At 54.4% G+C, this 21,244-nt stretch carries 22 protein-coding genes; 15 read left to right on the top strand and 7 right to left on the bottom strand.

The window, feature by feature from the left end:
- Positions 1-103 precede the first annotated feature (103 nt).
- A complete protein-coding gene (locus IPM31_05965) occupies positions 104-1,507 on the bottom strand; it encodes an aminotransferase class V-fold PLP-dependent enzyme (protein ID MBK9006522.1) in 1,404 nt (467 codons plus the stop codon).
- A 31-nt stretch (positions 1,508-1,538) separates the two neighbouring features.
- Here IPM31_05965 and IPM31_05960 point away from each other — a divergent pair, with 31 nt between their 5' ends.
- From IPM31_05960 to IPM31_05950, 3 genes are all read left to right on the top strand, one after another.
- On the top strand, positions 1,539-2,543 hold the full coding sequence (locus IPM31_05960; GenBank protein MBK9006521.1) for a glycosyltransferase family 4 protein: 1,005 nt from the start codon (positions 1,539-1,541) through the stop codon (positions 2,541-2,543).
- A gap of 197 nt (positions 2,544-2,740) precedes the next feature.
- The gene (locus tag IPM31_05955) at positions 2,741-3,169 is read left to right on the top strand and encodes a nuclear transport factor 2 family protein (protein ID MBK9006520.1); all 429 of its coding nucleotides are present in this window, start codon (positions 2,741-2,743) and stop codon (positions 3,167-3,169) included.
- Positions 3,166-4,251 carry a glycosyltransferase gene (locus IPM31_05950; GenBank protein MBK9006519.1) on the top strand — a complete coding sequence of 362 codons (1,086 nt, stop codon included), beginning with the start codon at positions 3,166-3,168 and terminating at the stop codon, positions 4,249-4,251. The genes IPM31_05955 and IPM31_05950 overlap by 4 nt, the downstream gene beginning before the upstream one ends.
- On the opposite strand, the gene IPM31_05945 is transcribed toward IPM31_05950, so the two are convergent.
- Together IPM31_05945 and IPM31_05940 are read right to left on the bottom strand one after the other, a co-directional pair.
- The gene (locus IPM31_05945; protein MBK9006518.1) at positions 4,237-4,638 is read right to left on the bottom strand and encodes an STAS domain-containing protein; all 402 of its coding nucleotides are present in this window, start codon (positions 4,636-4,638) and stop codon (positions 4,237-4,239) included. The two genes, IPM31_05950 and IPM31_05945, sit on opposite strands and share 15 nt — an antisense overlap.
- 3 nt (positions 4,639-4,641) lie before the next feature.
- On the bottom strand, positions 4,642-7,104 hold the full coding sequence (locus IPM31_05940; GenBank protein ID MBK9006517.1) for a ComEC/Rec2 family competence protein: 2,463 nt from the start codon (positions 7,102-7,104) through the stop codon (positions 4,642-4,644).
- 102 nt (positions 7,105-7,206) lie between these two features.
- Here IPM31_05940 and IPM31_05935 point away from each other — a divergent pair, with 102 nt between their 5' ends.
- Positions 7,207-8,340 carry a DUF2029 domain-containing protein gene (locus IPM31_05935; GenBank protein ID MBK9006516.1) on the top strand — a complete coding sequence of 378 codons (1,134 nt, stop codon included), beginning with the start codon at positions 7,207-7,209 and terminating at the stop codon, positions 8,338-8,340.
- A gap of 139 nt (positions 8,341-8,479) precedes the next feature.
- On the opposite strand, the gene IPM31_05930 is transcribed toward IPM31_05935, so the two are convergent.
- From IPM31_05930 to IPM31_05920, 3 genes are read right to left on the bottom strand one after another with little or no spacing between them, the layout of a single operon-like run.
- Complete coding sequence (locus tag IPM31_05930) at positions 8,480-9,877, bottom strand: cysteine--tRNA ligase (GenBank protein MBK9006515.1); 1,398 nt, start codon at positions 9,875-9,877, stop codon at positions 8,480-8,482.
- Between the two features lie 24 nt (positions 9,878-9,901).
- Positions 9,902-10,318, bottom strand: coding sequence for a GxxExxY protein (locus IPM31_05925; GenBank protein MBK9006514.1), 417 nt, complete (start codon positions 10,316-10,318; stop codon positions 9,902-9,904).
- 32 nt (positions 10,319-10,350) lie between these two features.
- Complete coding sequence (locus IPM31_05920; GenBank protein ID MBK9006513.1) at positions 10,351-11,433, bottom strand: PIN domain-containing protein; 1,083 nt, start codon at positions 11,431-11,433, stop codon at positions 10,351-10,353.
- Positions 11,434-11,570: 137 nt separating this feature from the next.
- Between IPM31_05920 and moaA the strand changes: the two genes are divergently transcribed.
- Positions 11,571-12,575 (top strand): GTP 3',8-cyclase MoaA, encoded by a 1,005-nt coding sequence (moaA, locus tag IPM31_05915; GenBank protein MBK9006512.1) that lies wholly within the window; start codon positions 11,571-11,573, stop codon positions 12,573-12,575.
- 143 nt (positions 12,576-12,718) lie between these two features.
- Entirely contained in the window at positions 12,719-13,444 is a 726-nt protein-coding gene (locus tag IPM31_05910) for an HAD family hydrolase (GenBank protein MBK9006511.1), read from the top strand.
- A 123-nt stretch (positions 13,445-13,567) separates the two neighbouring features.
- Here the strand turns inward: IPM31_05910 and IPM31_05905 are convergent, their stop codons facing one another.
- Positions 13,568-14,794: a PLP-dependent aminotransferase family protein gene (locus IPM31_05905; protein ID MBK9006510.1), complete on the bottom strand. Its 1,227-nt coding sequence runs from the start codon at positions 14,792-14,794 to the stop codon at positions 13,568-13,570.
- Between the two features lie 362 nt (positions 14,795-15,156).
- On the opposite strand from IPM31_05905, the gene IPM31_05900 reads away from it, so the two are divergent.
- The 9 genes from IPM31_05900 to IPM31_05860 all read left to right on the top strand — a co-directional run bounded on the left by IPM31_05900 (position 15,157) and on the right by IPM31_05860 (position 21,244).
- Complete coding sequence (locus IPM31_05900) at positions 15,157-15,720, top strand: hypothetical protein (protein MBK9006509.1); 564 nt, start codon at positions 15,157-15,159, stop codon at positions 15,718-15,720.
- Entirely contained in the window at positions 15,710-16,060 is a 351-nt protein-coding gene (locus IPM31_05895; GenBank protein MBK9006508.1) for a nitroreductase family deazaflavin-dependent oxidoreductase, read from the top strand. Before IPM31_05900 ends, IPM31_05895 begins: the two co-directional genes overlap by 11 nt.
- Positions 16,061-16,112: 52 nt before the next feature.
- On the top strand, positions 16,113-16,361 hold the full coding sequence (locus tag IPM31_05890) for an AbrB/MazE/SpoVT family DNA-binding domain-containing protein (GenBank protein ID MBK9006507.1): 249 nt from the start codon (positions 16,113-16,115) through the stop codon (positions 16,359-16,361).
- The gene (locus tag IPM31_05885) at positions 16,354-16,773 is read left to right on the top strand and encodes a type II toxin-antitoxin system VapC family toxin (GenBank protein MBK9006506.1); all 420 of its coding nucleotides are present in this window, start codon (positions 16,354-16,356) and stop codon (positions 16,771-16,773) included. Before IPM31_05890 ends, IPM31_05885 begins: the two co-directional genes overlap by 8 nt.
- A gap of 77 nt (positions 16,774-16,850) precedes the next feature.
- A complete protein-coding gene (locus IPM31_05880; GenBank protein ID MBK9006505.1) occupies positions 16,851-17,633 on the top strand; it encodes a site-specific DNA-methyltransferase in 783 nt (260 codons plus the stop codon).
- 16 nt (positions 17,634-17,649) lie between these two features.
- On the top strand, positions 17,650-18,699 hold the full coding sequence (locus IPM31_05875; protein MBK9006504.1) for a DUF1016 family protein: 1,050 nt from the start codon (positions 17,650-17,652) through the stop codon (positions 18,697-18,699).
- Between the two features lie 15 nt (positions 18,700-18,714).
- Complete coding sequence (locus tag IPM31_05870; GenBank protein MBK9006503.1) at positions 18,715-20,049, top strand: DUF1939 domain-containing protein; 1,335 nt, start codon at positions 18,715-18,717, stop codon at positions 20,047-20,049.
- 108 nt (positions 20,050-20,157) lie between these two features.
- A complete protein-coding gene (locus IPM31_05865) occupies positions 20,158-20,643 on the top strand; it encodes a YbaK/prolyl-tRNA synthetase associated domain-containing protein (protein ID MBK9006502.1) in 486 nt (161 codons plus the stop codon).
- A gap of 100 nt (positions 20,644-20,743) precedes the next feature.
- On the top strand, positions 20,744-21,244 hold the full coding sequence (locus IPM31_05860) for a DUF3592 domain-containing protein (GenBank protein ID MBK9006501.1): 501 nt from the start codon (positions 20,744-20,746) through the stop codon (positions 21,242-21,244).

The following is a 21,244-nucleotide window of genomic DNA, read 5'->3' as shown; positions in this document are numbered from 1 at the left end:
TGAAGCGCTTGCTGGTAAGTACTCGTTTTTTACATCCAACGACGGCAATTATACGCGTTAAAGAAGGAGAGTCAAGGCTGGGGCGTAGGAGTTACGTCAACGTTTAGGAAAGCAAGGTGCGGGCAAAGGCGAGGAATTTCTGCGCATCTTTGAAGTTGGTCATCAAACCAATGGAAATCCGCACCGCGCCGGTGGATTTGCCATCGATACAAGTGCGGAAATCGTCCAAAGACAGGCGATCCTCGTGACCCGGGCTCGTAAAACACACATCTAACTCGACGCGCGAAATTTCAAGCGCCACCTCCCCAGCCCCCGGATTGCAGAAACAGCCGGTGCGCAGAGAAATGTTGGACGCGTTGGATTGTTCTTCAATGTAACGATGATCGAGGGCATTGCCTTCTTTATCGTAGAAATTGACGGTGATCGCCCCGCCTCTTCCCGCCATTACAGTTGGTCCATAAACCCGCACCAGATTCGCCCCGTTGCTATGTTTCAACGCGGTGAGGTTATCCAACAGCCAGCCCGTCAGGCAATGGACGCGCTCATGGATCACGTCGTAGCCGATGGACTCGATGTGCTTGAGTCCGATTTCAATGGCGGGGATGTTGAGGTAATCGATCGTCCCATCCTCGAACGCGGAGGAACCGTCTGCCATGTAAAACTTGGCGCCCTGCACCGAGGCGACGGTGATCGTCCCGCCCGCGAACCACGGACGATGCAATTTCGCCAGCGCAGATTTTTTTGCGATCAATGCGCCCAGCCCGGTGGGATAGCCGAACATTTTATAAAATGAAATGGGAACGAATTCGGGTTGGACTTTGCCCAGGTCTAATTTGCTGGTGGGTACGAACGCGGCGGCGTCGAGTAAAACGTCCCAGCCGTGTTTGTGCGCCTCCTCGATCCACTCAAGCGGATGTTGCACCGAGGAGAAATTCGATTGCGCGGGGTAGGCAAAAAGGTTGTGTCCATTCTCCGATGGGCGAGCCAGTTCGAGGCGGAGTCCCGATTCGTCTGCGCGCATGTCGGGCAACGCGACCGGGATGTACGTCACCTCGGCGCCGCGCGCGTGGGCGAATTCCCGAATCCCGTTGACCGAGTTGTGATTGTCGAAGGTGAGGAGATAACGTCCCTTTGCAAAGGGATATGACTCGCCGACCAGTTTCAACGCGCCGCTGGCATTGGGAGTGAAGATGGCGAGGTATTCCTTCGGGTCCGCGTTGAAAAAATGCAGAACGTATTCGCGCGCGTGTTCGATCAGTTGCGTGGCGGCAAGCGAGGTGGGGTTGGTGGAGTGCGGGTTGCCGAAGACATGCTCGGCGAGAAGTTTGTTATGGCGTCGCAATTGCGAATCGGCATACAGCCCGCCGCCGGTGTAATCGAGGTAGACATGCCCGCCCAGGTCGAGGCGGGAGTAGTCGGTGGCGCGCAGGTCGTCGATGATCTTTGTGGTGGGGTAGGTGGGATAGGCTTTCAGGAAATTGACAAACTCAATATCGGGTTTTTCCATGTGATTTCCTCGCGGCAATTATAATACTCTCATGCCTCGTATTTGTATTTTTCCCCGCGTGGAGGGATTCGGCGGCGTCACCTCGTTCCGACTCAAATTTGAAAGCGGACTCCGCACGCGCAATGTGGACGTGACGTACGATCTGGATCAGCCAGCGGATGCCGTCCTCGTTCTCGCCGGGACGAAGAACCTGCCGCGCCTGCGTCGAGCGCGTTCAAAGGGACAGCGAATCGTCCAGCGCCTCGACGGCTTGAACTGGGTCCACCGCGTGCGCTGGGCTGGACTGCGTTACACAACCCGCGCGATCTATGGCAACTGGAATCTTTCGTTCATTCGAAAACATCTTGCGGATAAAGTGATCTATCAAAGTCACTTCGTCAAAGGCTGGTGGGAGGATTGGTACGGAAAGACGATCATTCCCTCTTCCGTGATTCTCAACGGCGTGGACTTGGATCAATACTCGCCGAACGGATCGCGCGAACGCCCAACAGATTTTTATCGCTTGCTGGTTGTTGAAGGAAGCCTCGCTGGCGGACTCGACTCCGGTTTGTTTTACGCGGTTGACCTGGCAAAGCAGTTATCGAAGAAGCATAAAATTGAATTGGTCATCGTCGGGCGCGTGGATGCGAACGCGAAAAAGAAATTGGGAGAACAAAAAGATTTCCAAATCCGTTTCATTGATTCGATGCCGCGCGAGGAGATTCCGTTTCTCGAACGTTCGTCGCATCTTCTGTTTTCCGCGGAAGTGAATCCGCCATGCCCAAATTCGGTCATCGAAGCGCTGGCGTGCGGACTGCCTGTTGTCGGTTTCGACACCGGCTCGCTTGCTGAACTTGTGCAGGGAGATGCCGGTCGGCTTGTTGCTCACGGCGCGAACCCGTGGAAGTTGGAGCGACCAGACATCCCGTCGCTGGCGGAGGCGGCGGATGAAATCTTGCGCGATAATGAACGCTTCCGCACATCCGCGCGCGCGAGGGCAGAGTCTGTTTTGGGATTGGATACAATGGTGGATGAATATTTGAAAGTGTTGTTATGAATACCTCGGTGGTTGAGTAGGGCGAGCGATAGCGAGCCCGTATCGAAACCACCAGTATGCAAAAGAAATTTTGTTACGAGAATTGCTGTATGGCGTGGTGGTTTCGATACGCCCCGCGATGCTTCGACTTCGCTATCGCTCCGCTCAGCACGCGCGGGGCTACTCAACCACCGAGGTAACCTGAAAAGGAGATTTTCATGTCCGAAGAAATCATCGCCTTCCTGAAAAAGCACTTGCAATCCATTCAGGAGAACGACATGAAGACCTACAACGAAACTACCGCCGAAGATTTGACTCTTTACGAATGGTGGATCACACCGCATCGCATTGACGGGCTTCCCTTCCATGAATTTATGATGTCGTCCAATGCCGAGCGCGGCACGGTCTTCGGCGCGGACGCGAAGGGAAAATCTGCAACGCGATTCGATCTCTCGAATTTGCATATTCAAAACTACGGCGAGACCGCGATTGCAAGTTATACATTGCTCATCAGCACAGCCTCCGCAGACGGCGTGAAGGTTGCGTCTCACAACGAAAGCCGCGTGATGGTGAAACTCAACGGCGCGTGGAAAGTTGTCCATGCGCACAAATCTCCCGCGTGGCAGGCTCCGCATATCCCATCATGAATCGATTCAATGGCAGGCTCGCCCTGCAACAACGCGTCCTCCCAAGTTATCGCGCTCCGTTCTTTGACTTGCTCGCCTCCGCCTGCGATGGCGGGATGAGTCTCTTCACCGGCTTGCCGCGTCCAAGCGAAGGAATTACGACGACAAGCGAGTTACGAGTTACGAGATACGAGTTAGGGAAAAACATACATTTGTTTGGCGGGAATTTTTATTTGTGTTATCAGCGCGGATTGACGAACTGGCTGAAAGAGTGGAATCCCGACGCGCTGATCGTGGAAGCCAACCCGCGCTATCTTTCCACTTCTTCCGCCGTGAATTGGATGCGCGAGCAAAACAAACCGGTCATCGGGTGGGGACTTGGCGCGCCCGCCGTCAGCGGATGGCGTGAACGAAGAAGAAGCGCCTTCCTCAGTCAATTCGATGCGCTGATCGCGTACAGTCAACGCGGCGCGGACGAATATGCCAACTTGGGCTTTCCCCTCGATAATATTTTCGTCGCGCATAATTCTGTCTCCCCTTCGCCAACATGGGAAATGCCAAAGCGACCAAACACGTTTAATGAAAAGCCTTACATCCTTTTCGTGGGACGATTGCAATTACGCAAAAATATAGATTTGTTACTCGGCGCGTGCGCGGAGATTCAAAATGTGCGGCTGGTCATTGTCGGTGATGGGCCCGAACGCGAGGCGTTTGAGGAACTCGCCGCAGAAATTTATCCGTCCGCGGAGTTTGTGGGCGCAAAGCATGGGGCGGAGTTAAAGGCTCACATGGAAGAGGCAGACCTCTTCGTCCTGCCGGGAACCGGGGGGCTGGCTGTCCAAGAGGTGATGAGTTACGGTCTGCCCGTCATCGTGGCGCAGGGAGACGGCACGCAGGATGATCTCGTGCGAAAAGAGAACGGTTGGCAAGTCCCGCCCGATGATTTCGACGCGCTGGTTGCCACAATGAAAGACGCGCTGTCGGATACGGCGCGTCTGCGAACGATGGGGGCAGAGTCGTTTCGGATCGTGAAAGAGGAGATCAACATCGAAAGAATGGCAGATGCGTTTGTAAGCGCGCTGAACGTGTTAACCGCCAAATGAGTTGAGCGCCTCTTCCAGATTGTTGAAGATGAGTATATTTTGCGCGAAGCCGGTAATGTTGAGGATATAGTAGATCTGCGGGTTCGAGCAGATCATTTTGAAATAGGGAGACTTGTATTGTTCTGTTTCGTGACGGCTGATCGTTTCAACATCGCGGGGCGGGGTGAACAGTTTGAACGCGCCTTGAATGCCGCGCAAACCCGCGCTGGATAATACATCCAAGCCAGAGGTATCTAACAAAAGGTGTCTTGCCCCGTCTTCATGCGCCTGTCGCGCGGCATCCAGCAACTGATGTTCGGTCGCGCCGTGCAAATGACCGGCCAGGTTCAATATCGTAACCGAAACGTTGCCTTGCACTTGCGAAGTTTGTATTGTCAGTTCGCTCATGGTTCATTCTCCTCGATTTCTCTCCACATTCACCCACATTTGCTCACCGTTCGTGGTGATCTCGATCCAGCCGTTCTGGTCGGTGCGGAGCAACTCATGATCCTTGACCGCGTCGAGCGTCTCGTCGTCTGGCATCCCGTTTTGATCGCCTGCGGAAACGTTTAGCACGATCACCTCCGGGTTGAGATTCACGATCCATTCCGGCGGGTTGGAGGGCGCATATCCCGAATCGGCGAGCGACAGCACGCTGACCGGTCCAACCGACTGACCGTCGCGCAGTTCGGCAATGGCTTCAAAACTCATGCCGATGGGCAATACCGCGCGGAAGTTCTGCCACTCAATTAATAACACCGAACCGCGCGCGCCCGTTGTGAGTATTTGCAGTGCGGCGCCGTCGCCGAGGTCGAGGGTTTGGTTGGTTTCCGCGAACGTTACGGGAATGGCTTGCAGGGTGAGGTACTCGTACAACACGCGCGAGGAAAACGATCCCTGCCGGTTGCCGCTCCACAACACGCTATCGGGCGTGTAACGTTCGAGCGCGCGCGGCAGTGACGCGACCTGTTCTTCCTCCGTGCTGGCGATGATCAGCCAATCGAGTGAGCGGTTAAAAGCAGAGACGCGCCTGCCGAGTTCGTCTGAAAGGATGGTTACGCTGGGCCCGCCGTTGACGAGGATGTTCTTGCCCGACGGCGTTTTGATGAAGACCGCATCCGCTGAGCCGACATCGAGGAAGGTGATGTGCAGGAGTCTGTCCGGGAGGGAGACAGCCGCGCGCCAGATGAGGAGCAGGGCAATGGTCAACAGGACAACCGCGCTTCCCGCGCCGAGCGCGCCTGCCTTCGCCCGTAGGGAGTGGATTCGCTCGCGAAGGGCAGACCAGCCGAAGGCGCCGCCGTGAGCCGGTCGAATGGTCAGCAACAGAAGCGCCGCGTAGAACAGGATCACGAATCCGAAAGAGAAATCTCCCAGAAAGATCGTCCCATGCGGCACGCGGTCGAAGAGTTCGACGATGCGGATGGTGTACAACGTGAACGGGTAAGCGACCCACGCCGCCAGTTGACCCAGCGGCAGCCAGATCAGGCTGAGGAGGACCGCGACGCCGCCGAGGATCATCACCGCCGGTTGCGCCGGCAGGATGAATGGGTTGGCGATGAACGAAATGAGCGAGATGCGCTGGAAGTGATATGCCATGATTGGAATGGTGGTGAGTTGCGCGGCAAAGGTGAGGAGGACGAAATCGGAAAGAGGCTGAATTATTTTTTCAGCAGTGGAAAGTGGAACATAGCGGTTGAGCGCGCGGGCGGCAAATTTGGAAAACGGTTCGGCGTAGAGGATGAGACCCAGCGTGGCGAAGAACGATAATTGAAAGCCGACATCCCAAATATACAACGGATTCCACGCGCACATCAACATTGCCACAGCAAGCAATGTGTTCAGCGCGAATTGCCTGCGCCCGATCTGCCGCGCGAACAAAGCAAACGTTCCCATGATTGCGGCGCGCACAACTGCCGCGTCGCCGCCGACCAGCAGGGTGTACAAGATAATCCCCAACACGGCAAGCGCCGAGCCCCAGCGCGGACCAACCATGCGGCTGAACATCGTAAAGAAGATCCCGGCGATGATGCTGATGTTGAAGCCCGAGATGGCAATAATGTGCGCGGTGCCGGTGTTTTTGAAGGCTTGTTGCAATTCTTTGGTGAGTCCCGTATCCACACCGAGGAGGATACCCGCCAGCAGGGACGATTCGGGGTCGGGAAAGATGCGGTAGATGTTGGCGAGCGATCGTTCTTTGAAAGCGTAGAGCGCGGCTGAGAAGATGTTGCCGCCGCGGCCGGGCAAGATCGTCACCTCCGCGCTGGAAATGTACGAGTGGACGTTTTGCGCGGCGAGGTAGTCGCGGTACGAGAAGTCTTCGTTTTCGGGCGGGGTTTTGAGTTTGCCGCGCAGGCGGATGATTTCGCCGTAGTGAAAGGGCTGGTTGGCGTCCACACGCGCAAGCAACAAGCCTTCGACTGGGAGATCGCCGTCGCCGGTGTCTACGGCTGTCACTTGTAGGCGGAGGTTGGTGTAGGAGTCGCGGTAATCGGGGGGTTCAACGAGATGACCGGTGAGTAGCAAATCGTAATTGCGGTCATTGTAGAAGGCGACGTGGAACGCGTCGAAGTTGGGGACGGAGAATTGGTAGCGGGCTGAACCGAGAAACAGAAAGAAAAAGAGAAGAAAGAAAAAAGGTTGAAATAGAAAGTGAAACGTGGGATGCGATGCCCGGAGACTTTCGAAGGGAGAAAAACGGCGAACGAAGATGGCAAGGATCATAAAGAGAACGGCAAATACCGCCCAAACCCAAACCGGCAAGGAGAGATAACTGGCAAGCGCGATCCCCGCAAGGAAGGCGAGCGAAACCCATACCAGCGGGAGGGATGTTGACAGGCGTCCTTGAACACGACTCAGCGCTGCAGTTTGCATTCTATTTGCATCATAGCATAATTTGAAAGGTGGAGGATACAATCAGCATGGTTGTCGCCGAGTCGTTGTCCAGAAAGGAACACGGCTTAACGCGAAAAGCGTATGAAACGAATCGCTCTCACGCTCGGGTTTGTTATCGTTACCCTTGGGGTTATGTTGGCGGTCGCCTGGTTTGCGCCTTTGCCCTTGGAACCCTTCCTCGATTTTCAAGTGCTCTACCGGGCAGATAGCGGACTCCTGCGCGGCATCCCGTTGTACGACCTGGCTGGGCAGGAGCAAATGGTGGCGAACGATCTTGGCGTTGCTGTTGAGCGGGTATTCGTCCTGCCTTTTCCATATCCGCCGTGGTACGCCCTGGCAACCCTGCCTATTGCCCTGCTTCCCATCTCTATTGCAGTGCGGATGTGGTTCCTGCTCAACACCGCCATGCTGATGCTCTCGGCCTGGTTAATTACCGATGGATGGACCCCCCGTTCGCGCCTGATTTCATTTGTCCTGGCTCCTTTGTTTTTCCCCAGCCTCGGCGCGTTGATGGTTGGGCAATACGTTTTCCCAACCATGCTGGGGATGGCAATGATGGTCTATGCCTTGCGCCAGAAAAATGCCGCCGTCCTGGCAGTGGGGATGGCGCTCACCACGTTCAAACCGCATGTGGGAGCATTCGCCTTGCTGGCAGTGGCTGTCCACCTTTTGCTTCGACGCGATGACTTCGGCGCGCGCGCGTTGAAGAGCGCCGCAGTGACCGGTCTATTTCTTTTTGCCATCGGATTTCTCGCGGATGGAAACTGGGTAGTCAATTACTGGGGGTCGCTCTTCGCGTTCAAGGATGCGTCTGCATGCAGACAGTGCGACAGCCTGCCGATGGCGATCACCCAACTCGTCGGCTTTGGATTCGACCGGGCGTTTCTTGTGTCGCTCGCATTGTTGATCGGTTTGGTTGCCCTGCTTGCGCGAAGCTTTCCACGCTTGCAGGATGGCAGGTTGGTGGCTCTGTTTACTTGCATGATGTTACTGGTGAACCCCTACCTGCAAAACTATGACTTCGCCTTTGTATGGATTCCGTTGATGGAGTGCGCGGGTTTTACACGCTCGCCGATCACGCAGGTTGTCGCCCTGTTGGCATTCATCCTGCCCTGGGTTGGGTTTGTCTTGTGGGGGAGCGGCGGAGGTTTTACAATGCTGGTTTTAACGGCGGCGCTGATGGTCGTATTGATGAGGAGTATCGAGCGGGGATAAAAGGCGGAGCGCCATCTGCCTCCGCATAATTAGGGTCGGTAAATGAATAACCTCCGTGTGTTTGTTCGCTCGCAGTGCAACTGCGAGCGGGATGCGGCGCAACCGCATCCCCACAGAGATTTTATATTTTTACGAACTCTTAACTCCACCGCCACGTCGTTCCGTCTTTGCTGTCTTCGATGGTCACGCCCATGGCTTTCAACTGGTCGCGGAGTTCGTCCGAACGCGCCCATTGTTTTTGTTTGCGCGCCTCCGTGCGTTCGGCGATGAGCGCAACAACCTTTGCTTCGTTCTCGCTTGAACCAGTCTTTTCTTTGAGTTGCAAGCCAAACACGCCGGTGAGTTCGCGTAAAGATTTTTGCGCGGGTTCGAGTTGAGCATCATTCGCGCCGTTATCGCGGGCGGTGTTGATGGCTTTGACGAGTTCATACAACGCGGCGAGCGCGAGCGGGGAATTGAAATCGTCGTCCATCGCATCGGTGAAGGATTTGCGAGTCGCTTCGGCGTGCGCGGCAAGTTCGGCGGCGCTCCCAGCGGAGAGTCCGCTTGACGAGGGCGAGGCAGGCCGCAGGGCAGACTTGAGGCGGTCGAGTAATTTTTCGGCGGCGTCTTGAGTCTCATCGTTGAAGATCAGCGGCGCGCGGTACGATCCCATCAGCACGAGCATCCGCATCACATCGGCGTCGCGCGTTGTCAAAAAATCTTTGATGCTGACGATGTTGCCGAGGCTCTTGGACATTTTCTCGCCGCCGAGTTGCAACATGCCGTTGTGAATCCAATAGCGCGAAAATTGTTTGCCCGTGTACGATTCGGTCTGCGCGATCTCGTTTTCGTGGTGCGGAAAGATGAGGTCGTTGCCGCCGCCGTGAATATCAATTTGTTCGCCGAGTTCGGCGAGGTTCATGGCGGAACATTCGATGTGCCAGCCGGGACGCCCCTTGCCCCATGGACTGTCCCATGAAATTTCGCCGGGCTTCGCGGCTTTCCACAACGCGAAGTCCATCGGGTGATTTTTCGCTTCGCCTACTTCGATGCGCGCGCCTGCCTGCATGTCGTCGAGCTTGCGCCCAGAGAGTTTGCCGTAATCGTTGTCGCCGATGACGCTGAAGTAGACATCGCCGTTCGACGCGGCGTACGCGGCTTCTTTTTGGATCAAGCCTTGAATGAATTCGATGATGAGCGGCATGGTCTTGCTCACCTGCGGATTCGACGTGGCGGGCAAGACATTCAAATTTTTCAGATCGTTGGCGTAATCTTCGATATAACGTTGCGACAATTTGAGCGGGTCTTCGCCGAGTTGATTGGCGCGGTTGATGATCTTGTCGTCCACATCGGTGTAGTTCATCACGTGCCGCACGCTGTAACCGCGATATTCGAGATAACGGCGGATGATGTCGAACACGATGGCAGACATGGCGTGACCGACATGCGCGTCGTTATAGACCGTCACGCCGCAGACATACATCTTGACGACGTTCGGTTCGAGCGTTTGGAATTCTTCTTTTTTGCGGGTGAGGGTGTTATAGAGACGGATCATATTGACCTTGATTTTATCCGCAGATTACGCAGATGGCGCAGATTTTAAAACCTTTTCTTCATAACCCCAGACGAGGCGCTTATATTGCAGGCTTGTTGCGCCAAAGTTGATCAACAGTCCGCGTTTTAAACCTGTGGCTTTGAGGTAGTTGAGAAGTTGAGACTCTTCCACGGTTGATAATCTGGACAAAGCCTTGAACTCCACAACGATCTCAGAGAAGCAAACAAAGTCTGCGCGATAATGAGTGGGAAGAAGAATATTTTTGTATTTGATTGGCAGTGAAACTTCCCTCTCAAACGGAACTTGCCTGAGTGGAAATTCGATCACTGCGGCTTCCTGATACACCGCTTCGAGAAACCCATGACCCAATTGGCGATGAATTTCCATCGCCGCGCCGATGATGGCATACGTCTGCGGGTCGCGTTCTTCCACGATCTTCATTTTTTATCTGCGTAATCTGCCAAATCTGCGGATTATTTTTTCTTTCGTCCATTCTCGTCTTCCACGCGCGCGAAGATCATGCGACCCGCCGCGGTTTGGAGGACTTTCGTAACGACGACTTCCTTATATTCGCCGATATAATCGTGACCGTTCTCCACCACCACCATCGTGCCGTCGTCCATGTAGCCCACGCCCTGACCGTGTTCCTTGCCTTCCTGGAAAATGTTCAGTGTCATGCGTTCGGCAGGCAGGACGACAGACTTGACCGCGTTCGCCAGTTCGTTGATGTTGAGGATCGTCACGCCTTGCAGTTCGGCGACCTTGTTCAAATTGTAATCATTGGTGAGGATCGGGCATTTCAACTGCTTGGCAAGCACAACAAGTTTATCGTCCACTTCGCGCACGCCTTCCGCGTTGATGTCGCTGATGCGCACGAGAATGTTCGGCAATTTTTGCAGTTCAGCCAGCGCGTCCATGCCGCGCCGCCCGCGTTGACGGCGCAAACCGTCCGGTGAATCGGCAATATATTGGAGCTCGTTCAACACAAAACGCGGGATGAGAAGCGTGCCCGGCAAAAATCCTGTTCTGGCAATATCTGTCACGCGCCCGTCAATGATCACGCTCGTATCCAGTAAGATGGTGCGGTTGAGGTTTGTCCATGAAGACGAAGAACCGCCCTCGCCGCCGCGTCCGCTCAATGTGCTGAGCAGACCCATGATATCTCCCTGCCTCATCACGAACAGCGAAATGCCCAGCCATGTAAACGCGATCACACCGACCAGCGGCATGATCTGCCCGAACGGTTTGGGAAGCAATGAAAAAGGAAATGCCAACAGCGCCGCGGTCAACAACCCAACGATCATGCCGAGCAACCCGGCGAAGAGAGTCTCTGCCGAAAGCCGTCCCAGCCTCACGCGCACCGCGCGAGCCGGGCGCGTCGTCACATAGGGCGTAAGCACCAGCCCGGTGAGCGCGCCTAACAGCCCAATGATCGAGGCATAGCGGATCGATTCTGAAAAGTTGTTCCCGCCCAAACTAAACCCCCAAACGCCTGCGATAATCCCGATAAAGATCATGCCAACAATACGAAGAATAAATTCAACACTGACGCTCATTAATAACTCCTTGATAAAGTGCGAATAACGGCAGATGATAGCACGGCAGAGATGGCTAGTCAAATAGACCTTCGGTGGAGTTGTTATAATGGACAGACGCTTCTTTCCACGGGTACGCCTGATCCTAACCCTCAACCATGAACCTCACTGACACCTTCAACCGCCCCTTGCGCGACCTGCGCATCTCAGTCACCGACCGCTGTAACTTCCGTTGCGTGTACTGCATGCCGAGAGAGATCTTCGGCTCCGATTATCCCTACCTGCCGCACAACGAAGTGCTGACCTTCGAAGAGATCGCGCGTCTGGCGCGCATTTTCGTGGGGCATGGCGTCAAAAAGATTCGCCTGACCGGCGGCGAGCCGCTCGTCCGCAAGGATGCGCATCTGCTCGTGAAAATGCTCGCGGAGATTCCCGGGCTCGACCTCACACTCACGACCAACGGCGCGTTATTGGCGAAACAGGCTCAAGCGTTGAAAAACGCGGGCTTGAAGCGCGTCACCGTGAGTTTGGATTCGCTCGACGATGAAACCTTCAAAGCGTTGAACGACGCGGATTTCCCGGTGGCGAAAGTGATCGAAGGGATGGACACAGCCGCAAGCGTCGGGTTGGAACCGATCAAAGTCAACATGGTGGTCAAGCGCGGGATGAACGAATCCAGCATTTTGCCGATGGCGCGCTTCTTCCGCGAGAAGGGATACATCCTGCGCTTCATTGAATACATGGATGTGGGTCACACCAACGGCTGGCGCATGGACGATGTTGTGTCGTCTGCGGAGATCGTCAAAATGATTTCCGCCGAGATGCCGCTCGAACCGATTGACCCGAACTATCGCGGCGAAGTTGCCGAACGCTGGCGTTACACAGACGGGAGCGGCGAGATCGGGGTCATTTCATCGGTGACGCACGCCTTCTGCCGCGATTGCAACCGCGCGCGCATCTCCGCCGAAGGGAAATTGTACACGTGCCTGTTCGCCGTCAAAGGTCACGACTTGAAATCGCTCATGCGCAACGGCGCAACTGATGATGACATTTCACAGACTATTGCCCGCATCTGGGGCAAACGCGACGACCGCTACTCGGAACTCCGCTCTGAAAATACGATTGACCTGCCCAAAGTGGAAATGTCTCACATCGGCGGATAATTTTTTACCACAAAGGACACGAAGGTCACTAAGGTTGGATAAGCAACGAGCGAATAGCCTCTCCACAGATTTTCTTTGTGTCCGTTGTGTCACTTCGATAAACTCAGTGCAAGCCTTCGTGTTTAAAAATTCTTGGAGCATCCATGTCTCTGAACGGAATCAAAGCCGTCTTCTTCGACCTCGACGGAACGCTGCGTCACAACATCCCCGGCGGAGGCGAAATTTTCTCCGAACACGTCCGCTCGATGGGACACGAACTCAGCGACGATGATCTTCAACGCGCCATGCGCTGGGAATTCGCGTATTGGGCAAACTCTGCCGACCTGCTCGATGATTTCAAAAAGCACGAGGGCGAGAACGAGAAGTTTTGGGTCAACTACAGTTATCGCCGCCTCGTTGCATTGAACATCCCTCTCAAAAAATCAAAGTCTCTCGCGCCGAAAGTCTCCGCGTACATGCAAGAGTTTTACACGCCCAAAAGCATCGTCCCCGACGATGTGAAGAATACCCTGATCGAATTGAAACAACATGGATACGTCATGGCGGTCATTTCCAACCGCGACAAACCATTCAGCGAGGAACTCAAATCACACGGCATAAGCACTTTCTTCGATTTCTCACTTGCCGGTGGCGAAGTGGACTCGTTCAAGCCCGAGCCTGAAATTTTTCATCACGCGCTCAAACGTGTCGCGGGACTCTCCGCGCAAGAAACGATCTACGTCGGCGACAATTACTACGCGGATGTGATCGGTTCGCGCCGCGCGGGACTTCAACCTGTCCTCTACGACCCCAGCGGATTCTTCCCCGAAGCAGATTGCGCCATCATCAAATCGTTCGATGAATTGATTCCAGCGATCAAGAATTTGTAGAGCCAGTATCCGCGCTGAGCGGAGGTCTGAGCGAAGCGATAGCGGAGACGAAGACCGAAGTCGAAGCGCCGCCCTTACATTAAACTTTATCAGCGTTAATCTGCGTTCATCTGCGTCCCAATTTTATTTATCCGCGATCAACTCCTTCAACGTAACCCCCAACCTCGCAATCCCCTCACGGATGGTCTCCGGCGAGGAATAGGAAAAATTCAACCGCATCGTGTTCCTGCCTCCACCCAAGGGATGGAATGCTTCGCCCGGCACGAACGCGACCTTCTTTTCCACCGCGCGTTTCAACACCTCCGCCGAGTCCATGCCTTCGGGCAAAATGCTCCACAGGAACATGCCGCCTTTCGGCTTTCGCCACGTCACACCGGCGGGGAACATCTCTTCCATCATTTCGATCATCACATCGCGCCGTTCTTTATATGTGGCGCGGATCACTTTCACATGCTCGTCGAGGAATCCGCCCTTCGCCGCCTCGAACGCGATATATTGATTGAACGAAGACGTGTGCAAATCCGCCGCTTGTTTGCTCATCACCAGTTTCTGGATCACTTCCGATGGCGCGATCACCCATCCCAGCCGCAGACCCGGCGCGAGCAACTTCGAGAACGTGCTGAGGTAGATCACATTGCCGCTGTAATGTCCGCCGTTCGGACCGCGATACTCGCTGTCCAACGCCACAATGGACGGGATATGCTCGCCTTCATAACGTAACTGACCATACGGATCATCCTCGATGATCGGCACGCCGTATTTATCCGCGATCCTGATGAGTTGCTGCCTCCGCTCGAGGCTCAGCGTGGACCCGCTCGGGTTTTGGAAATTCGGAAGGACGTAGATAAATTTAGGTCCGACGCGCAGAGCCGCTTCCAATTCATCCACGATCATCCCGTGTTCATCCGCTCGCACAGGGATGTATTGCGCGCCGTACGCGTTCCACGCCTGCAACGCGCCGAGATACGTCGGCGATTCGACCACGATGTAGTCGCCGCGGTTGACGAACAGCCGCCCGACAAAATCCAACGCCTGCTGCGAGCCGGACGTGATGAGGACGTTATCCGCGCTCACCTCCGAACTGAAGCGCGAAATGTGCCGCGCGATCATCTCACGCAGAGGGCGGTGTCCCTCGGTCGTGCTGTATTGCAATGACTGGGGACCGAAATTCTCCAGCACGGTATTGCTCGCCTCGCGGAACCGCTCCAGCGGGAAAACCTCCGGCGCCGGCAGACCACCCGCAAATGAAATGATCTCCGGCAGTTCGGTGAGTTTCAGCAATTCGCGGATAACCGAACTCGACATTTGTTGAGTGCGAAAAGCGTAGCGATATTCCCAGGGTGTTTGCATTCAGGCTCCTATACGGATTGCGGATTTCAATCCGCAATTTTTCTATTGTGCGAGGATCAACATCGAACCGCGAAGTTCGCAAAGATCGCGAAGAAGACTATTAAATCTTTGCGTTCTTAGCGCGCTTTGCGGTAAATAATTTAGGAATGAACGACAAAGAATCGATGGTTTGAAAATAAAAAGCCCGGCAGGTACGTTTGTACCCGTCAGGCTTTTGCTTGGCATTGCATGGATGATCCAAAGGTAAAGTATTCGAATTCGTCTCATCTCGCCTCAATCTTAGCACGAATTTCCCTGAAAGATTAGCGTAAATTCGCGGGGATTAGCGGAATCTCAACTTTCAACTGCGTTACAATGGGGCAATGCCCCGCGCCTCACGCCTCCCCTCCGGTCTGCTCCCCTTCCAACAGGGCGGTCTCGACTCGCTGTGCGGGCTGTACAGCATCATCAACGCCGAACGCATCGTCAACCACTCCTCCGATGAAGAAACTCAGCAACTTTTCAACGACCTAATCCGCTTCTTATCGCGGCGCCGGCTGTTGCGCAAACTCCTCATCAACGGCATCATCCATACGGAAATGCTGTTGATCCTCGATAAAGTCGTCGGCAAGCAAAGGATCTCCGACGTCGAAATCCCGTGGCGCGGCGTGCCAAACCCCGACCTCACCACCTTTTGGAAATCCATGCAAACGTTTCTCGACGGCACGCCCGGACGCGCCATCATCCTCGGCTTGCAGGGCTACCACGATCACTGGACAGTGATCGAAGCCATCACCAACCGTTCCATTCTTTTGTACGACTCATCGAAGATCAAACGACTGCCGCGTCCGCACTGCACCACCGTCTACGCCACATGGACGCGCAAGCATTTGCTCCTCCCCGCGCAAACCTATTTCCTTTCCAACGAGAGCGAAGATGAAGAGTGATCTCGCCAGCGAGGAATTTTGCTATCTCACCACCACAGGTCGCGTCACTGGCAACCCGCACGAGATCGAAATCTGGTTCGGGATGAAAGGCGACACGCTCTACATCCTCTCCGGCGGCGGTCACAAATCGGATTGGGTGAAGAACCTGATGAAGAGTCCCAACGTCACCGTGCGGATCGGGACAAGCCGCTTCACCTCGACGGGCACGCTGGTCCAGTCTTCGGAGGAAGAATCGTCCGCCCGAGCCCTGCTCGCCGACAAATACAACGAACGCGAATCCGACGGCTCGCTCAGCGAATGGGCGCAGACCGCGCTGGTGGTAGCGTTGGAAATTAAGTAGGCGGGAATCGTGTTATACTTTTTCTTGAAAAGGTATAACCAAGGAGCCGCCGATGGAATTGACAATTTCCAACAAGGGCTGGGTTGTGATCCCTGCCGAGTATCGCAAGAAATACAACCTGCGCGCCGGCGCCAAAGTGGTCATTGTAGATTACGGCGGTGTGCTTGCCATTGTTCCCGCTGTCAAAGATCCGATCAAAAAAGGGTATGGATTTCTAAAAGAAACGCCGCCACTGTACGATGCCGTGAAGAAAGACCGTGAAATGGAAAAAAAGAGAGAAGAAAGATTCGCGAATGGCTGATCTGCCAATCTATGTTCTCGACGCGTTCGCGCTGATGGCATATCTGAAAGGCGAGCCATCTGCCCAGCGTATCCGCGATCTTTTGAGCGACGCCGAACATAGGAAATGCCAACTCTACATGTCCATCATCAATTTAGGAGAAGTCCTATACAATCTGGAGCGAAACAATGGGCTGAATAAAGCCCGCGAAGCGCTCACGATCATCCAAAGCCTGCCTCTTGAGATTCTTCCCGCCGATCCTCAAACTGTCTTTGCCGCCGCGCACATCAAGGCAAACCATCCCATCTCGTACGCGGATGCCTTTGCGATTACCGCGGCGCTCCAACTGAATGGCGGCGTATTGACCGGCGACCCGGAGTTCAACGATGTGGCAGACTCCGTCGAGGTGGAATGGCTGGCGAGGAATCGATAGAGGGTGAGAATGTCGAGGGTGGGGAACCAAAAAGAATAGGCGAAGGAGGCGTGCTATAATCCAAAAACCGAACCAACATGCCCGATCCCAAAATCTTTTTTGAAACTGAACAAGTAAAGATCATTCACGACGATGTTGTCGCCACCGATCGCGTGGACGATTCGAGCGTTGACCTGATCGTCACCTCGCCGCCGTACAATGTGGACATCGCCTACAACTCGCACAAAGATGATATTTCGTACGCGGAGTATCTTGAGTTCAGCCAACAATGGATGACGCGTTGTCATCAATGGTTGAAAGACGACGGGCGTTTTTGCTTGAACATTCCGCTCGATAAAAATAAAGGCGGGCAACAAAGCGTGGGCGCCGATTTGACCACGCTCGCAAAACAGATCGGCTTTGGTTATCACTCCACCATCATTTGGAACGAGGGCAACATCTCGCGCCGCACCGCCTGGGGCTCATGGATGAGCGCCAGCGCGCCGTTCGTCATCGCGCCGGTGGAATTGATCCTTGTGCTGTATAAAAGCAAGTGGAAGAAAACGGGCGGAAGCAAAGTTTCTGATGTGACGCGCGACGAATTCATGGAATGGACCAACGGCGTGTGGACGTTCAACGGAGAAAGCAAAAAGAAGATCGGTCACCCCGCGCCGTTTCCGCTTGAATTGCCGCGCCGCTGTGTCAAACTGTTCAGCTATGTAGGCGACACTGTGTTAGACCCGTTCAGCGGCAGCGGCTCGACCATCATCGCGGCAGTGACGAATGGACGCAAAGCCATCGGCGTCGAAGTGGATGCAAAGTATTGCGAGTTATCGAGGAAAAGGGTTGTCGCGGCGATGGAGGTGATATCATCGCCTTGACTGCGATTTGCAGAAAATGAAAACCGATAAAATCGTTCCTCGTTCCACGTTCTTCGACGAAGTCCGCTCCATTCTGGCGCAAGCCCGTCAGAAGGCGTACGCGGCGGTCAACTTTGCCATGGTCGAAGCCTACTGGGAGATCGGCCGCCGCATTGTGGAGGAGGAACAGCAGGGCAAAGATCGGGCTGAATATGGCGCGGCTCTTATCAAGGAACTCTCCAAACAGTTGACTGGAGAGTTCGGCAAGGGGTTTACCATTGCCAACCTCAAGAATTTTCGGCTGTTTTATCTCACCTTCCCCGACTTTCAAAAAAGCTACGCAGTGCGTAGCCTTTTAAGCTGGTCTCACTACCGCCTCATCATGCGCGTGGAAGGCGAGCCCGCCCGCAAGTATTACATCCGCGAGGCGGCGGAGCAAAATTGGAGCACGCGCCAGTTGGAACGGAATATCAACACTCACTATTTTGAGCGACTATTGAAATCGCCAGACAAGAAATCGGCAACTCCAGAGAACGATTCGAGCAAGCCGACCTTCGCCGACTTCATCAAAGATCCCTACGTGCTTGAGTTTTTGCAGATCCCAGAATCGCCCGATGCTTCAGAACGGGAAATAGAAACCGCCATCATTGACAACCTGCAACAATTCCTGCTCGAAATGGGCAAAGGATTTTCCTTTGTCGGCAGGCAATTCCGCATCAGCGCCGAAACCAGTCATTTCTACATTGACCTTGTGTTTTATAACTATCTGCTCAAGTGTTTCGTGCTGATCGATCTGAAGAACGAAAAGTTGACGCATCAAGACATCGGGCAAATGGATATGTACGTGCGGATGTTCGACGACCTGAAACGCGGTGACGATGACAACCCAACCGTTGGGATCATCTTCTGCGCGGCAAAGGACGAGACGGTGGTGAAATATTCAGTCTTGAAAGACAGCGAGCAAATTTTCGCTTCCAAGTACAGGCTGATATTGCCAACCGAAGAAGAACTGGCAAGAGAGATCGAACGCGAGCGGCGCATGATTATGGAACAACGCGCTCGTTACGAAGTCAATCGTGAACGTTGAAATGGAGAATTCATTATGGGCGTGATGATGCAAGCCTTCTACTGGGACTGTCCGCGATTGGAAAACGAAGAATTCCAATGGTGGAACACGATCCGCGAGCAAATCCCCGCGCTGGCGAAGGTAGGATTCACGGCGTTGTGGCTTCCGCCCGCGCATAAAGCCGCGAATCTGGCGGGACCCTCAATGGGCTACGACCCGTACGATTATTACGACCTTGGCGAGTTCGACCAGAAGGGAACAATACCCACGTGGTTCGGTCCGCGCGCGGAGTTGGAATCCCTCATCCAAGCCGCGCACAGCCACAAGGTCAGCGTGATCGCGGATATGGTCTTCAATCACAACAGCGGGGCAGACGCGCAGGAGTTGAATCCGCTGATCAATCAAATGCGCTGGACGTTGTTCCATCCGAAGAGCGGAAAGTTCCCGCGCAATTGGGAATGTTTTCATCCGTGCATGTACGAAAGTTGGGACAACATGACCTTCGGCGACATGCCCGACCTCGCGCATCGCAATCCGTATGTGTATGCCGAACTGCTCAAGTTGGCGCGCTGGCTCATCGAGGATGTCGGCTTCGACGGCTTTCGATACGATTTTGTAAAAGGCTACGGCGCCGACACCATCACCGCGATCCAAGAATATCGTTATCAGCGCAACGGTCAACAGTTTGTGCCGTATGGCGTGGCGGAATTTTGGGATAACGCGCACGCCATCGAAAACTGGGTGGACCTTGCCAACTTCTCCAACACGAATCCTGTGGAGGCGTTCGATTTCCCTCAGCGCGAAATGCTCAAAGCGATGTGCGACTCGTATGGTTTCAGTTTGAAGAATCTCACCACGTGGGATACGGTCGTTCGGCGCGAGGAACAGAACGCGGTTTCGTTCGTTGAAAATCACGACCTGCGCGATGAGGGGCGTCCCATCATCAACGACAAATTGCTTGCCTACAGTTACATCCTCACGCACGAGGGGTATCCGTGCGTGTTCTGGCACGATTATTTCAATTTGAATCTCGCGCTCGGCGACACGCCCAACGGCATCGTCGCGCTCGTGGACGCGCACGAAAAATACGCGGGCGGCGACACCCAAGTCTTATACGTGGACGACAACCTCTACATCATGCAGCGCGTGGGATATGGGAATCAACCGGGACTGGTCTACGTGCTGAACAATCGCGGCGACAACTGGAACGGGCGCCTCGTCACCACCAAATGGACGAACGCTTCATTCGCCCCTGTGGCTTGGTGGAGCCATAGCGACCTTTCGCGCCCCATCAACCAATCCACCGACCGCGACTGCCGCGCACAATTCTACGCCCCGCCTCGTGGATACGCGGTGTATGCGATGAAGTAGGGAAGAAGCGAGAAAATAGTTCGTACCGCAAAGTTTACTTTGCGATTGCGCATCGCACAAACCGTCGATCGGCAAGATAAATCTTGCGCTACGGGAAATGCCATTCTTATGACCGACATCCACGAACAACTCTGCGCCTTACTCGATCAAGAAGGCGCGACGTATCGCGTGATCGAACACGAGCCCGAAGGGCGGACAGAACTTATCGCCAAGATTCGCGGCAACCGCATCGAACAATCCATCAAGTCCATGACCTTGCAGGTGCGACTGACTCGCAAGGAAAATATCTACTGCCTCGCAAACGTCCCCGGCAATTGCCGCATTGACTTCGACGGGGTCAAACGTCACTTCAACGCGGATAGTGTCGCGTTCGCGTCGCGCGAAAAGGCTCAAGAGTTGACGGGATGCGTCATCGGGGCGATTCCGCCATTCACGTTTAGCGACCAGCTTCAAGTGTTGGCTGATCCGCTCATCCAGCAGAATGATGAGGTCGTGTTCAACGCGGGTCGCTTGGACCGATCCATTTTTATGAAACTCGATGATTACATCCGCATCGCCAAGCCGCAATTGGTACCAATCGCCCAACGCGGATAATCTGTTTCACTTGTAGAATTGCATACTCTCGCGTTCGTCCCGCACGATTTGCTTGGCAAATCGAACTGCGGGACGAACCTAATCTCACGGAGGCCTCCTCATGGACAACTACGAAAAGAACGTAGACAAGGTATATAACACGGTGGAGAAAGCAGGCAGGGTCGCTAATCGTTTACAGATCGGTTGTTGGATCGTCTTTGCTAATTTGTTCCTTGGCGGATTTTGTTTGTGGGGCGCGTACGTGGGATATGTCAGTTGGCAATTGGAACAGAAAGGCGAAACGGTAACAGGTATCGTGACTCGTCTCGAAGAAAGCAGCAGCAGCGAAGGCGGTTGCTGTGTGTACTCGCCTGTCATCGAGTTCGAAGCGAACGGGCAGACTTATTCTTTTGAGGGCGGCAACGCTTCGTACCCTCCCGCCTATGATGTGGGAGAGGAAGTTTCGGTGTTGTACGACCCCGCCGACCCGAACACCGCGCAGATCAACAAATGGACCGAACGCTGGCTGATGCCGATCATCCTCATCCCTGCCATGATCTTCACCGCGCTGATCCTCAACTTCTTCTTGATCCGTTCCTTTTGGCGGAATGAAGTGATGTGA

The sequence above is a fragment of the Candidatus Defluviilinea gracilis genome (assembly GCA_016716235.1).
GTDB classification, from domain to species: Bacteria; Chloroflexota; Anaerolineae; order Anaerolineales; family Villigracilaceae; genus Defluviilinea; species Defluviilinea gracilis.
Note: the sequence above shows the minus strand (reverse complement) of the source record. Positions and strands in the feature narration are given on the sequence as shown.

Excerpts from the sequence above, each read along its gene's own strand:
- IPM31_05965 (MBK9006522.1), bottom strand. The coding sequence starts at position 1,507 with ATGGAAAAACCCGATATTGAGTTTGTCAATTTCCTGAAAGCCTATCCC.
- IPM31_05960 (MBK9006521.1), top strand. The coding sequence starts at position 1,539 with ATGCCTCGTATTTGTATTTTTCCCCGCGTGGAGGGATTCGGCGGCGTC.
- IPM31_05955 (MBK9006520.1), top strand. The coding sequence starts at position 2,741 with ATGTCCGAAGAAATCATCGCCTTCCTGAAAAAGCACTTGCAATCCATT.
- IPM31_05950 (MBK9006519.1), top strand. The coding sequence starts at position 3,166 with ATGAATCGATTCAATGGCAGGCTCGCCCTGCAACAACGCGTCCTCCCA.
- IPM31_05945 (MBK9006518.1), bottom strand. The coding sequence starts at position 4,638 with ATGAGCGAACTGACAATACAAACTTCGCAAGTGCAAGGCAACGTTTCG.
- IPM31_05940 (MBK9006517.1), bottom strand. The coding sequence starts at position 7,104 with ATGCAAACTGCAGCGCTGAGTCGTGTTCAAGGACGCCTGTCAACATCC.
- IPM31_05935 (MBK9006516.1), top strand. The coding sequence starts at position 7,207 with ATGAAACGAATCGCTCTCACGCTCGGGTTTGTTATCGTTACCCTTGGG.
- IPM31_05930 (MBK9006515.1), bottom strand. The coding sequence starts at position 9,877 with ATGATCCGTCTCTATAACACCCTCACCCGCAAAAAAGAAGAATTCCAA.
- IPM31_05925 (MBK9006514.1), bottom strand. The coding sequence starts at position 10,318 with ATGAAGATCGTGGAAGAACGCGACCCGCAGACGTATGCCATCATCGGC.
- IPM31_05920 (MBK9006513.1), bottom strand. The coding sequence starts at position 11,433 with ATGAGCGTCAGTGTTGAATTTATTCTTCGTATTGTTGGCATGATCTTT.
- moaA (MBK9006512.1), top strand. The coding sequence starts at position 11,571 with ATGAACCTCACTGACACCTTCAACCGCCCCTTGCGCGACCTGCGCATC.
- IPM31_05910 (MBK9006511.1), top strand. The coding sequence starts at position 12,719 with ATGTCTCTGAACGGAATCAAAGCCGTCTTCTTCGACCTCGACGGAACG.
- IPM31_05905 (MBK9006510.1), bottom strand. The coding sequence starts at position 14,794 with ATGCAAACACCCTGGGAATATCGCTACGCTTTTCGCACTCAACAAATG.
- IPM31_05900 (MBK9006509.1), top strand. The coding sequence starts at position 15,157 with ATGCCCCGCGCCTCACGCCTCCCCTCCGGTCTGCTCCCCTTCCAACAG.
- IPM31_05895 (MBK9006508.1), top strand. The coding sequence starts at position 15,710 with ATGAAGAGTGATCTCGCCAGCGAGGAATTTTGCTATCTCACCACCACA.
- IPM31_05890 (MBK9006507.1), top strand. The coding sequence starts at position 16,113 with ATGGAATTGACAATTTCCAACAAGGGCTGGGTTGTGATCCCTGCCGAG.
- IPM31_05885 (MBK9006506.1), top strand. The coding sequence starts at position 16,354 with ATGGCTGATCTGCCAATCTATGTTCTCGACGCGTTCGCGCTGATGGCA.
- IPM31_05880 (MBK9006505.1), top strand. The coding sequence starts at position 16,851 with ATGCCCGATCCCAAAATCTTTTTTGAAACTGAACAAGTAAAGATCATT.
- IPM31_05875 (MBK9006504.1), top strand. The coding sequence starts at position 17,650 with ATGAAAACCGATAAAATCGTTCCTCGTTCCACGTTCTTCGACGAAGTC.
- IPM31_05870 (MBK9006503.1), top strand. The coding sequence starts at position 18,715 with ATGGGCGTGATGATGCAAGCCTTCTACTGGGACTGTCCGCGATTGGAA.
- IPM31_05865 (MBK9006502.1), top strand. The coding sequence starts at position 20,158 with ATGACCGACATCCACGAACAACTCTGCGCCTTACTCGATCAAGAAGGC.
- IPM31_05860 (MBK9006501.1), top strand. The coding sequence starts at position 20,744 with ATGGACAACTACGAAAAGAACGTAGACAAGGTATATAACACGGTGGAG.